This window comes from Phyllobacterium sp. UNC302MFCol5.2 (assembly GCF_000686005.1).
Taxonomy (GTDB): domain Bacteria; phylum Pseudomonadota; class Alphaproteobacteria; order Rhizobiales; family Rhizobiaceae; genus Phyllobacterium; species Phyllobacterium pellucidum.
In genome coordinates, this window is sequence record NZ_JMLL01000011.1 from 109,507 (window position 1) to 122,272 (window position 12,766).

At 58.0% G+C, this 12,766-nt stretch carries 9 protein-coding genes; 2 read left to right on the forward strand and 7 right to left on the reverse strand.

Annotated features, from left to right (window positions below):
* The first annotated feature begins 107 nt into the window (after window positions 1-107).
* On the forward strand, window positions 108-2,444 hold the full coding sequence (locus BR48_RS0111810; RefSeq protein WP_155810865.1) for a phospholipase C, phosphocholine-specific: 2,337 nt from the start codon (window positions 108-110) through the stop codon (window positions 2,442-2,444).
* Between the two features lie 42 nt (window positions 2,445-2,486).
* Here BR48_RS0111810 and BR48_RS0111815 read toward each other — a convergent pair whose 3' ends face one another.
* From BR48_RS0111815 to BR48_RS0111845, 7 genes are all read right to left on the reverse strand, one after another.
* Complete coding sequence (locus BR48_RS0111815) at window positions 2,487-3,230, reverse strand: tetratricopeptide repeat protein (protein WP_228019424.1); 744 nt, start codon at window positions 3,228-3,230, stop codon at window positions 2,487-2,489.
* A 37-nt stretch (window positions 3,231-3,267) separates the two neighbouring features.
* On the reverse strand, window positions 3,268-3,618 hold the full coding sequence (locus tag BR48_RS0111820; protein WP_155810866.1) for a hypothetical protein: 351 nt from the start codon (window positions 3,616-3,618) through the stop codon (window positions 3,268-3,270).
* 136 nt (window positions 3,619-3,754) lie between these two features.
* The gene (locus BR48_RS0111825) at window positions 3,755-5,059 is read right to left on the reverse strand and encodes an OmpP1/FadL family transporter (RefSeq protein ID WP_036814316.1); all 1,305 of its coding nucleotides are present in this window, start codon (window positions 5,057-5,059) and stop codon (window positions 3,755-3,757) included.
* A 395-nt stretch (window positions 5,060-5,454) separates the two neighbouring features.
* A complete protein-coding gene (locus tag BR48_RS0111830) occupies window positions 5,455-8,241 on the reverse strand; it encodes a valine--tRNA ligase (protein WP_027231491.1) in 2,787 nt (928 codons plus the stop codon).
* Window positions 8,242-8,459: 218 nt separating this feature from the next.
* Window positions 8,460-9,317, reverse strand: coding sequence for a DUF2497 domain-containing protein (locus tag BR48_RS0111835; protein ID WP_027231492.1), 858 nt, complete (start codon window positions 9,315-9,317; stop codon window positions 8,460-8,462).
* Between the two features lie 207 nt (window positions 9,318-9,524).
* Complete coding sequence (locus BR48_RS0111840; protein ID WP_081815858.1) at window positions 9,525-10,919, reverse strand: TolC family outer membrane protein; 1,395 nt, start codon at window positions 10,917-10,919, stop codon at window positions 9,525-9,527.
* Between the two features lie 143 nt (window positions 10,920-11,062).
* A complete protein-coding gene (locus tag BR48_RS0111845; RefSeq protein WP_027231494.1) occupies window positions 11,063-11,737 on the reverse strand; it encodes a protein-L-isoaspartate O-methyltransferase in 675 nt (224 codons plus the stop codon).
* A 423-nt stretch (window positions 11,738-12,160) separates the two neighbouring features.
* Here BR48_RS0111845 and BR48_RS24430 point away from each other — a divergent pair, with 423 nt between their 5' ends.
* Window positions 12,161-12,712: a GGDEF domain-containing protein gene (locus BR48_RS24430; protein WP_051614898.1), complete on the forward strand. Its 552-nt coding sequence runs from the start codon at window positions 12,161-12,163 to the stop codon at window positions 12,710-12,712.
* The last annotated feature ends 54 nt before the right edge of the window (window positions 12,713-12,766 follow it).

The following is a 12,766-nucleotide window of genomic DNA, read 5'->3' on the forward strand; positions in this document are numbered from 1 at the left end:
ATTGACGTGACGTTCCGTATGGGGTGCGCACAATTGCGGCAATCTTTACGCCGTCCATTTCAAGCAAGCATTTTGCATCTGAACTTTATGACGACTGGAGATTGAACTTGAGCGATAATCGCACGCACAGGCAGATGAGCCGCCGCAAATTCATGGAAATGATGGGTGTGAGCGCGGGCGGCGTCGCGGGGCTGAGCATGTTGCCGCCGGCCATCCAGCAGGCGCTGGCAATCGAGCCCAACAATGCGACCGGCACAATCAGGGATGTCGAGCATGTCGTGATCATGATGCAGGAGAACCGGTCGTTCAATCACTACTTCGGAACCTATAACGGTGTACGCGGCTTTACCGACCCGCGGCCCGTGGTCTCTCCAACTACCGGCAAGGACGTATTCCGTCAGCCGATTACCGATAGTCTTTCCAATAAGGACGGGAAGCGCTGCGGCGTGCCCTTGGGGACGAGCGAAGTCCTGCCCTACCCGATCGATTACGACAAGACCGGCGAAGGCCTGCGCGGCACTGACCATGGCGTCAACAGCGGCCAGTCCTGCTGGAATCATGGCCGCTACGACAATTGGATCGCCGCGAAAGGCGATGTCCTGACGATGAGCTACCTGCGCCACAAGGACGTAAGCTATCACCGCTATCTCGCCAACGCCTTCACCGTTTGCGATCATTACTTCGTATCCTGCCATGGCGATACGATACCGAACCGCCAATTTCTGGTGTCAGGCGCCGCCGCCAATCCTGCCTTGAAAAATCCGAAGGTGATCTGGCCGTCGTGGGACAAGACACCAGCCGTGCGCGTAGTCTCCGACTGGACGACCTATCCCGAGCGCATCGAGAAATTCAATGCAGAGCAGACCAATCCTGGACGGAAGATTACCTGGCGCACGTACCAGGGCGGCACAGGCAAACCTGGCGAGCCGACCGATTGCTACGAGGAAAACAACCTTGCCTATTTTGCCGCCTATAACGACCAGCCCGTGAAGGGGTGCTACTGGGTGGATGGAGTCTGCTACAAGGACGGTAAGGCTTATACAGGCAGCCTGGACAATCTTCCGACGCTTGTCCGAAACGGCGTCACCAACCGTTCGATCGCGCAGATGCGTGAGGATGTCCTCAACAATCAGTTGCCCAACATCTCATGGGTCGTGGCACCTTATAAGAACTGCGAACACCCATCCGCGACAGTCACAGACGGTGCGTACTATATCAACGAGGTCCTGAGCGCTCTCGTCGCCAATCCCGAGGTGTGGAGCAAGACGATTTTCCTGCTCAACTACGACGAGAACGACGGCCTGTTCGACCACGTCGTGCCACCCATGCCTGTCGATGAAAAGGGCCCGGGCAAGATGTCGCCCTCGCTGCTGAATGGCCTCGACCGCGAACTGTATAACCACGAGAAAGAATGGGTCGGTCAATATATCGGCTTCGGACCGCGTGTGCCGATGCTGGTGGTCTCGCCATGGAGCAAGGGCGGCTGGGTGTGCTCGGAAGTATTTGACCACACCTCCACATTGCGCTTCCTCGAAGCGCGTTTCGGCCTTGAGAGCGACAAGACGGGCGTGGAAAACCCGCTCTACGAGAGCAATATCACGCCATGGCGCCGGGCGATCGCCGGCGATCTTACCTCGGCGTTCGACTTCGCCAAGAATGATGCCGCTTTCGTGGCCTATCCGAAAGGCGGACCATTCGTGAACAAGAGCGGAAAGTTTCCTCCGAACGTGCCGCTCACGAATGCCATGCCGAAACTGGAAAACCCGGTAACGACGTTTGGCACCGACAATACCAGCAATCCCGATTTCTCCCGGAGATCCAGGCCACTCCCCTACGAGTTCCACGTCAACGGGCATTTGGATGCTGCAAAAAAACAGCTGGTGGTCGATTTCGTCAACGCCGGCAAAGCGGGCAGCTGTTTCTACGCCTACGACTATGTGCTCAAGGATCAAAAGCCGCGCCGCTATTCGGTGATCAGGGGGGAACCGTTGCAGGATGCGTGGGATGTGACCGACAAGGGCTACAACCTCGCCATCCATGGACCGAACGGCTATCTACGCCAGTTCAAGGGCGCCCTGACAACCGAACTCGAAGTCGATCCGGAAGTCGAAATCCTGTATCAGACAAGCGGTGACGTGACGCTCAAGTTGGTCAATGCCGGAACAAAGGACCAGATTCTCAAAATTACGGTTCTTTATGACAAGATCGGATCGGCCGATCGCACCCCTTCAACGAAAATGCGCCCGCTCAAGCTTCTGACCTGCGTTCCGCAGTTCGAGGAGATCAAAACCCGGTCAGGCTGGTACGATATTACGGTCGAATTGGTCAATGAAAGCGGCAAGTCCGACGGCTCCTATCTGCGCCGGTTTGCAGGTCGTGTCGAAACGGGCGCCGCGAGCGTTACCGACCCGTTCCTGACCTTCAACAATGTGGAGACGGCTTAGGCGAGAATAGACCTGCCCGGGCAATTTTGCGCGGGCAGGCTTTCAGAAATCGCCGGTCTTGATGATGTCCTCGGCAAGCACCATGGCTGTTCGCCGGTCGGCTTCGTCGGAGATCGAGAATGCCTGTTCCTGGATATCGCCGATCCAGGCGCGATCCTGCTTGCTCGCGTGTTCGAGCGCAGCGGTCATCATGGCGAGGCCGCGTACGGTCTTGCCGGCCTGGAACAGAAGATTGCCGAGCATCGCCTGCGCGCCGGCATTGCCTTTCTGCGCAGCAAGGCGGAACCAGCGGGCGGCCTGGTTGGGATTGGACTGCCCGCCCTCGCCCTTCATCAGCATCTTGCCGAGTTCAAACTGGGCGTCGGAATCACCGAAGTTGGATGCCGCCTGCATGTAAAGATCGCGGGCAGCGCTTGGATTAGCCCCGACCGGTGAGTTCGGGATGCCGCGCTTCAGGTAGCCTGCAAGCGCCACAAGGGCGTCAGCGACGTAGCTCTCGTTCTGCGTTCCCTGGTCAGCGCCCTCGCGAATGACCTGCTCGAACATCTGGTAGGCTTGGTAGTCGTCTTCCTTGACGCCGTCGCCCTCCGCATACATGCGGGCGAGTTTCCAGTTGGCGCCCTGATGGCCCTTTTCCGCCGCAAAGCGCAACGCTTTGACTGCCTCGTCCTTGTGGCCGTTCTTATAGGCTGAAAAACCGAATTTGAAGAGCGCGAAGGGACTGGAATCCTCCTTCACTTCATTCTGTGTATCGAATGCAAAGCAGGGCGCCGTCATGGCGCTCATCAGAAGGCCAATCCCGATCAGGGGTGCACGAAGACGATCAGCAATGACCATGGCAGCAATCTTCCTTCGCCCGGATCAGTTGTGTCGCCGCATCAATGCGCGCCATTGCAACCTTGCGGGCCCAATCCCCTCCACGCTGCTCTGACAGGGCAGCCATGGCCGGAACCTCAATATCCTGCACATCATTCCAGCAATCATTTGACAGATTTCCGGCAATACTGGGGCTGTCAGTAAAATGATGGCGAAACGTCAGATGACGATCTGAAAAACTGCCATGCGGAATAAGTATTGCGTCCATCATTTCCCCGTGCGGAACATCAGCACTATTACTCGATGTTTTTCCGCCGCCCATTCGAGGTGCGCTGGGTTTGTGGCGCAAAATGGGCAAATTTGTTCCCCGAACCCGTGCGGAAGATCATGCCGGACAAGTGTTGCTGAATCGTCACAAAATCAGTGACCTAGCACACATGGCGCAACAAAAAGCCCGGCACATGGCCGGGCTCTTTGGGGTGCGTGGGTTCTGATCAGAACTTGACCTTGCCGGAGATGGACAGAGCAGTCACAAGGTCATCGCCGAAGTCATAGGACACATCGGTGCCGCAGGTCTGATTGCCCGGGCATGCCGTAGGGCCGTAGGAACCGGAGGTAAGCATACCAACTGCGCCGCCCACACGCAGTTCGACATTCTTGTTGGGAGCGTAGGCAACACCGCTCGACAGAAGATAGGTATCCGTCTGGGTGGTCAGGCCCGTTGACGTGCCGCGGTCCCAGCTGAGCTGCGCTGAGGCCGACCATTGATCGTTGAACTTGTGGCCAAGGCCCGCAGAGACAGTCCAGCCATCCTGGAACATCAGGTCAAGCGAGGTCAGGCGGAATGGTGAGCTCGGACCGCACGAACCAAGCGACTTGGTTGAAGTCGGGCAGAAGGCGATGACTTCGAGAACGCTCCAGTCAACCCACTTCACCGTACCGAAGGCGAGCCAGTCCGGAGCAATACCGGTCTGCCAGTTGAACTGGACCGACTGCGGCATGGTCGCGGTGCCGTAGACATCCGTGATCCGGCCGACGAATGGATTGCGCAGCGCGCCGGCCATGACGCCAGGAATTTCCGTCAGGTCCACCGTGCCATTGATCTGGCCGAGATCGATCTCGGCATTGTAGATCAGGCTGGCGCGAAACGCGTATTCGGGAATTTCGTAGGCAGCACCAACGCGCCAGCCAACACCGTCTGCCTCTAGATCAAGAAGTCCACTTCCGTCAAAGCCAGCAGCCGCAGGTCCAAGTGCTCCCTGAATAATGGCCGGCCCAAGAACGAGGCGGCGCTTGAAGCCGGAGACTTCCTGGTACGACACACCGCCGATGGCACGCAGTTGGCCTTTGCCAACGTCAAAGCGATAGGAGCAGGTCAGGCCATAATCATGGCTGCGGATCTTTGTCTCGATGTTCTGGTTGGCGCCTACCCAATCATAGCCGGGGTCGGTGTGAACGCCCCACGGTTCGGCGTAGCTGGCAAGACAGTCGGCATCGTCGGTAAGGCCGACCTTCACGCCAAAACGCGGAACCGTATAGTCCGGCGTTTCGTCCACGGACGTCGCGCCACCGCCAATACCGTTCGATCCAAGACCGTCGCGCGGATTGGTATCAACCGCGTTCTTGATCCGCCGTTCGGGCATCACATAGATGGCGCCGGCTTCCGAAGCGAAGCGGCCCGGTTCGAACAACAGATCCCAGTTATAACCTCCGCGCTCGAGCCCCCCGGCCTGAGCAGCGGAGGCCACACTTGCCAAGAGCAATGCCCCGCCCACGATTTTCGATATTGCCCCTGACATAAAACCCCTCCCGAAGTCCAAAAAGCGCGCTGAACATCAATACGGTTCAGCAGAATTGTTACTAATACGTAATAGGTAACAAAGCGCACAGAACGTGCAACGACTTTAAGGGAGGACTCTCTTTGGTTGGGTTAACGGGTTTTTGCAAAACCACGAAATTTGCCGCCTCGAAGCGACGCTTTTCGCAATTTTCCAAACTAATCCGAAAGGGTTACGGCCAAAAAGGACGGTTTTCGCGTCAAAGTTGCCGTTGTTGCGCAAATGCAACGACGTTGAAAAATGACGAAATTGGGGTAAATGACAGGCGAAAATAGGAAGTTACCCACAACCTCCATCGGGGAAAGCCGGAGGCAACAACTGAGGATTCGCTCAGGTAAGCGAATCCTCGTTATGGGTTATTCGACGTCGCGGACACGCTGAATTGCAGTCTCGATCTTTTTAGCCGCAGCTTCGAGTTCAGCGAGACGCTCGCGCTCAGCGGCGACGATTTCCGGCTTCGCATTGGCAACGAATTTCTCATTGCCAAGCTTCCTGTTGATCTTTTCGAGCTCGTCGGCGATCTTGCCGGCTTCCTTGCGGAGCCGCGCCACCTCGGCATCGACATCGATAAGGCTGCCAAGCGGCAGGCAAGCAGTGGCTTCGCCGATAACGAATTGCGCTGAGCCCTTCGGCACATTATCGCCGATCGTGATCGAATCGACGCGCGCCCGCCATTTGATCGAGGCCTCGTGCCGCTGGAGCCGCTCGCGCGTGGCTTCGTTGGCTCCGACGACGACAAGTGGCGCAACCGCCGCTGCCGGGACGTTCATTTCGGCCCGTACGGAGCGAATGCCGGTGACAAGATCTATCAGCCAGTTGATATCGGCAGCGGCTTCCGCATCAAGGAAATCCGGCTGCGGCCATGGAGCATGGCAAAGCAGGGTATCGCGGGTCAGGCCCTCTCCTGCCGTATGGGCCCAAAGCTCCTCGGTCATGAACGGCATGAACGGGTGGAGCAGCTTGTAGATTTCGTCGAGCACATAGGCAGCGCAAGCCTGCGCTTCCGCCTTCGCTTCGGCATCCTCGCCATTGAACACCGGCTTCAATAGTTCGATGTACCAGTCGCAGAACTGGTTCCAGACGAAGCGGTAGGCTGCGCCCGCCGCCTCGTTGAAGCGATAGCTGGTTATCCCGTCGGTGACGTCGCGCACTGCATTGGTTAGTTCGGTCAGGATCCAGCGATTGACCGTGAGCTTGGCATCCTGCGGGCGGAACGACGGGTCACGCTTGACGCCGTTCATCTCGGCAAAGCGCGTCGAGTTCCACAGTTTCGTGCCGAAGTTGCGGTAGCCGGCAATACGGCTCGGGTCGAGCTTCACGTCGCGCCCCTGCGCCGCCATGATGGCGAGGGTAAAGCGCAACGCGTCTGCGCCGTACTCGTCGATAAGGTCGAGCGGGTCGATGACATTGCCCTTCGACTTCGACATCTTGGCGCCGTTCTTGTCGCGGACGAGAGCGTGCACATAAACCGTATGGAACGGTTCTTCATTCATGAAGTGCAGGCCCATCATCATCATCCGGGCGACCCAGAAGAAGATGATGTCGAAACCGGTGACGAGCACATCGGTCTGGTAATAGGTGGCAAGTTCCGGCGTCTTGTCCGGCCAGCCAAGCGTAGAAAACGGCCAGAGTGCCGAGGAGAACCAGGTGTCGAGCACATCTTCGTCGCGCGTCAGGATTTCACCCGGCTTGAGGTTTTCCAAGAGGTCTTCGACATAGGCCTTCATCGGGCCTTCATGCGCGAGATAATGCTGGATAGCGGCGCTCAGCGCTTCTTCCTCGGTACGCTCAACGAAAACCTGGCCATCGGGACCATACCAGGCCGGAATCTGATGACCCCACCACAACTGGCGGGAAATCGTCCAGGGCTGGATATTTTCCATCCATTCGAAATAGGTCTTTTCCCAATTCTTCGGAACGAAATTGGTCCTGCCTTCGCGCACGCTTGCGATCGCCGGCTTGGCGAGTTCGGCTGCGTTCACATACCACTGGTCTGTCAGGAACGGTTCAATCGGCACATCGCCGCGGTCACCATGCGGGACCATGTGCGTATGTTCCTCGATCTTCTCAAGGTAGCCGCCCTCCTCCATCATGGTCACGACCAGCTTGCGCGCCGCAAAGCGATCCTTGCCGTCGAGCACATGGATAAGTTGGGTGAGATTTCGCGAAGGCTCGAGGCCTTCCAGGAAATCGTCATTGTCCTTCAGATGTATCGACGCATCGGTATTGAGGATGTTGATCTGGCGCAGATCGTTGCGCTTGCCGACTTCGAAATCGTTGAAGTCATGTGCCGGCGTGATCTTGACCGCCCCGGAACCTGCTTCCGGATCCGCATAGCTGTCGGCAACGATCGGAATATGCCGGCCGACGAGCGGCAGCACGACATTGTTGTCGACCAGCGCGTGATACCGCGTGTCGTCCGGATTGACGGCAACACCGGTATCGCCAAGCATGGTCTCCGGGCGCGTGGTAGCGACGACGATGAACGTGTGCGGGTTTTCCGGGTCGAATGCGACGTTCTCAAGCGGATAGCGGAAATGCCAGAGATTGCCCTTGATCTCCCGCTGCTCGACTTCGAGGTCGGAAATCGCCGTGAGCAACTTCGGATCCCAGTTGACGAGGCGCTTGTCCTTGTAGATCAGACCTTCCTTGTAAAGCGTTACAAAGACTTCGAGAACCGCCTTCGAAAGGCCCTCGTCCATGGTGAAGCGTTCGCGCGACCAATCGCAGGAAGCCCCCAGGCGCTTGAGCTGTCCCGCGATGATGCCGCCGGACTCCGCTTTCCATTCCCACACACGTTCGACGAACTTTTCACGTCCCAGGGCGCGGCGCCCGGGAAGCTGGCGTTCCATCAACTGGCGCTCGACAACCATCTGGGTCGCAATGCCGGCATGGTCCATGCCGGGCTGCCACAAAACGTTCTTGCCGCGCATGCGCTCGAAGCGCACGAGAATATCCTGAATGGTATTATTGAGCGCATGGCCCATGTGCAACGAGCCGGTGACATTGGGCGGAGGAATGACGACGGCAAAAGGATCGGCGCCCGGTCTCGAACCGGCCCCGGCCTTGAAGGCCCCGGCCTCGTCCCAGATTTCTGCGATCTTCGGCTCTATGGCCGCTGCGTCATACGTCTTCTCAAGCATGCAAATGGTCCGTCATTTCGCGGAAAGGATTGGCTACGGTGTAAACCGAATGCCTGCCTATAAGTCAATGATGCTTGTCGAACGCGTGCCCGGCACTGCTCGCAGAATCATTGGGCTTCTTACCCAATGGCATGCGCAATGTGGCGCATTTTGGTTCAGCGAGCGCATCCTCGCCCGCGCGGTAGAGCCTCGCCGAAATCGCAATTGAATTGGAAGGCCTAGGCCCGCCGCCCACCACGTGCGACGCGCTCGATCTCCTCGCGCACAAGGCGCTCTACCAGCGTCGGAAGGTTATTATCGAGCCATTCCTGCAAGAGCGGGCGCATGATCTCCTGCGCAATCTCGTCAAAGGAGCGGCGCTGCTCATTGCGCACGGCAAACGACAAATTATCGAAAGCGGCACTGACCTCGCGCTCCGCTGCTGCGGAAAGAATCGGCTCCAGCGCCTGTTCGAGATTGAGCGAGACCGCCTCGTCCGGATTTGCGCTATGCACGTCTTCCTGTTCCTTCGTTGGCTCGGCCAGGTACTCGGGCACTGCGGCAGGTTCTACCCTTGGCGCAACCGGTGGCCTGACATCTGCGATCGGCTCGAACTCCGGCAGAAGAGCTCGAGCCTCCTCGATACTCATCTCAGTCACTGGCTGCTGGAGATGGGCCGGAACATCCAGAACGGGCGCCGACACGACAGTTTCGTTCGCTTCAGCCTGCGCCGCGTAGCTGGCGGTTGCCTGCTCTGCCGCATCTTCGGCGGGTAGTTCCATCGGTTTCGCTTGGGCAATCTGCGGTTCGCTGGCTTTCGCCTGTACCGGTGACGCAGCCCGGCGCAAGGGCGCTTCGAAGGTCGGCCGCGCGCTGGCAACCGGTGGCCGTACTGCGATCCCCTCGCGCGGTGGCAGGACCGTTTCTTCGCTGACGGGGGGCTCGGAGCGCGCTACAGGCGAAGCGACGTCGGTGTTGACCGCTTTGGGCGGCACATCGTCGGTCCGCGTCGTGTCGCTTTCTTCAATGATACGACGTATCGATGCGAGAATCTCCTCCATCGAAGGTTCCCGCGCGACGCTGGATGATTGTGCCATAATACCCTTGCCCACTACATCTTGTTCCGTTGCGCTGCAACGAATCTGTATTCAGTGTAGAGGCTCGGATTGAGTTTGAGAATCCCTGCGCGCGGTGTTTGGCGCTAACCCACAGATTTTCTGGAGGCGATTGCCCGAAGCCCTGAAATGGATTTGCCGCCAGGCGATCGACCTGACGGCAAATAATCAATCAGAAACGGAGAAGAGTTAGCGGCCGTCTGGTGTCCGCAAGCCGATCCACTTGTCCTTGACCGCATCGTAATGCTCTTCAGGCTTGTACTCTGCAACCTGGAGTCCAATCTGCATCGCGGTCAGGCGACCCACGGCGGAAAGAACCGCATAGCTCGTCACCACGCTGTCGCGCTCCGCTTGCGCGAGATTGATCTGGCCAGTCAGAACATCAGCCTGGGCATTCAAGACGTCGAGCGTTGTCCGCTGTCCGACCTTGCGCTCTTCGATGACGCCATTCAGGGCAAGCTGGGCGGCGGCAACAACCGAACGCTGAGCAACAATCTGCGCCTTGGCGGATTCCATCTCCGAATAGGCTTGGGCAATTGCCTGGCGCACGCTGTCGCGAGCGACGTCAACTTCGATACGACGCTGGCCCAACGTTTCCTTTGATTGGCGCACGAGCGCAGAGGTTCGGCCGCCATTATAGATCGGGATCGTCACCTGGATGCCCGCCGAAGCAGACGTTCCGTCGGTCGTTCCCGAACTGATACCACCGGAAAAAATCTCGTCGCGTTGGACGGTGCCATTCAAGCCGATCTGCGGCAGGAGCTGACCTTCATTGGCCTTCACATTGTAGCCCGCCGAGTCAACGGCGTACTGTGTGGAAAGGATCGCGGGGTGATTGTTGGTGGCAATGGAGAATGCCTGATCCATAGATTTCGGTACGGCTTTCGTTGCCATCGCCGCGGCAGCAAGCCTGCCCGGAGTGTCACCGACGATCTGGATATAGGTCGCCTCGGCGGTCTTCTCGTCGGACTTTGCAGCATCGAGCGTTGCAATCGCGGAAGCCTTTGATGCCTCTGCCTGCGCAACGTCCGTCCGGGTGCCCTCGCCAACGTCGAAACGCGCCTTTGCGGCGCGCAACTGTTCATCGAGGAACTCGAGATTCTTCTGGCGCAAAATGACGATCTGCCGCGTCAGATAGACGTTCATATAGGCCTGCGCAGCGCTGAAAAGCAGGTTCTGCTCGTTATTGCGCAGGTTTTCGCGCGCGGCCAACACCTGGGTTTTCGCAGCCTTGATGTTGTTGCTTACGGTAAAACCGTCGAAAAGCACCTGATTGACCGAAACGCCGAATGTACCAACATTCGAAGTGCCGCTTGGGCCGCCATCCAGGCGGCGATTGGTAGACGTCAGATCCGCCGTCGCAGAAACGATCGGGCGGTAGCCGGACTTCGCGACTGCAACGCCCTCATCGGTAACGCGCACGCCGGCCCTGTCTGCGTTCAGCGAAGCATTGTTGTTATAGGCCTTGGCCATCGCGCCAAAGATCGTCTCTGCCATCGAAGGCGTTGTGGACAACACCGTCGCTGACAATAGCGCTGCGGTTAGAACTCGCTTACCCGCTTTGAACACCATAAGCCCCTTCATTCTCTAACTCTCACGTTTAACCGAACCGATTGGTTCGACAACATGTGGTTCAATAACTGCCAATTGCCAAGATGGCCACAGGCACAACTTCCGATGTGCAACAAAATTCAGCTACAGTTGCACATTTGTCTCATCGCCCGCAGTCAGAACTCGAACGCAGCAACCTTCTCAAATCCAGGAAGCGGTTTGACCGCGGCATTGAAGGCACGGCGCCCGGAAACAATCCCCTCATTCTTTCCGTAGAGCATAGCCTTGCCCGCGTTTCCGGTCCCCACGACCACCGCGAGTCGTCCCCCCTCCTTCAACTGGTCGAATAATGTACCAGGAACCTCGTCCACGCTACCCTCAATAATGACTACATCGTAGGGCGCCTCGGCCGGATATCCCTGCTTCAGCGGCGCATTGACCAGGACAACGTTGTCGAAGCCGAGCGCAGGCAAGGTTTCGGCGGCCTTGTCAGCCAATTCCTTGTCGCTTTCGAGAGCTATCACCGAGCTTGCGATTCGCGACAGGACGGCAGCGGAATAGCCCGTGCCGCAGCCAATATCGAGAACGACATCGCCGGGCTGGATATTGCAAAGCTGTACAAGTTTCGCGAAGGGAGACGGCTCCATCAGATAACGCGGGCCCGATCCGGCACGATCCGAAGCGAGCAGCACATCCTCGTCGATATAGGCCAGCGGCTGACGCGCAGCCGGCACGAATTTTTCCCGTGGAACGTCTAGAAAAGCCTGCAGAACGGCCTTTGCGGTCACATCAGTCGTGCGCAACTGATTGTCGACCATCTTGATCCGCAGGTCTTCGAAATTCGGTGTCATTCTCTACAAGCTTTCCTGGCAAGGCGCTTGCAACCACTACGCTTTGCAAGCGCGTAACATGCTTCTGGCGAATCCCCATCAAACCCGCCGTCCGTCAAGCTGATGGTCCTTCGCCGGATCACCCTCTCACAGAAGTTACTATTTTACTTAAAGGGTGTGGCAAAAAATTCCGTTAGCGTCAATGAATGACTAATGCGCTTCGGACTGCATGACCCAAATTTTTGGAGGATTGCGGCGTTCGTGCACCACTTGCGCATACGCAACGCTGGGCGGAGATCATAGCCAAATGATGCCATGCGCGCGCCTCGGGTACGGTTGCTTAACCCTTGGCTGAATGCGGGATTGAACGTTGGGCGCCCACCTGTCATTGTCCACATGGAACGCGGAGGATGCGTCCACATGGACGATAGGAAATCGAGGCAAATGATTGAGGTCAAAGGATTCGGCGATGTTCCGTTCACGCAGGACGAGTTGACCGGACTGGCGGACCGCGCCGCGCTTGAAGAACATCTCGACAGCCTGTGCGGCACCTATGCGGACAGCGATTTCGACGATCGTCTGCAGTTCGCGATCCTGTGCATCGACGTCGATGGCTTCGGCAAGTTCAATGAGCGCTATGGCCGCGCCGATGGCGACACCCTGCTGCGGTTGGTAGCCGACCGGCTCCAGTCATGCATGCGCAGGAACGATGTCGTCTATCGCATTGCCGGCGACGAATTCGCCATCATCCTTTTGCAAGTAACCGCCAACGAAGTTGCGAACATCGCCGACCGCATCATTGGCACCGTATCCGAACCGCTCGACCTTGGGCGCGCGGAACCGGTCACGGTCACCGTCAATGTTGGCGCAGCGTTGGCGCCGCGCGACGGCGATACGCCGGAAAGCCTGCTCTGGTGTGGCGACGCAGCGCTCTACATCGCCAAGAAGGCCGGCAAGGGCGTTTACCGCAGATACTCGGAACGACGTTCGAGTTGAACGATCCCGGCAAGTCCCCCACCCGCTTCTCGCAGTAACCCTCGACGATAGCCT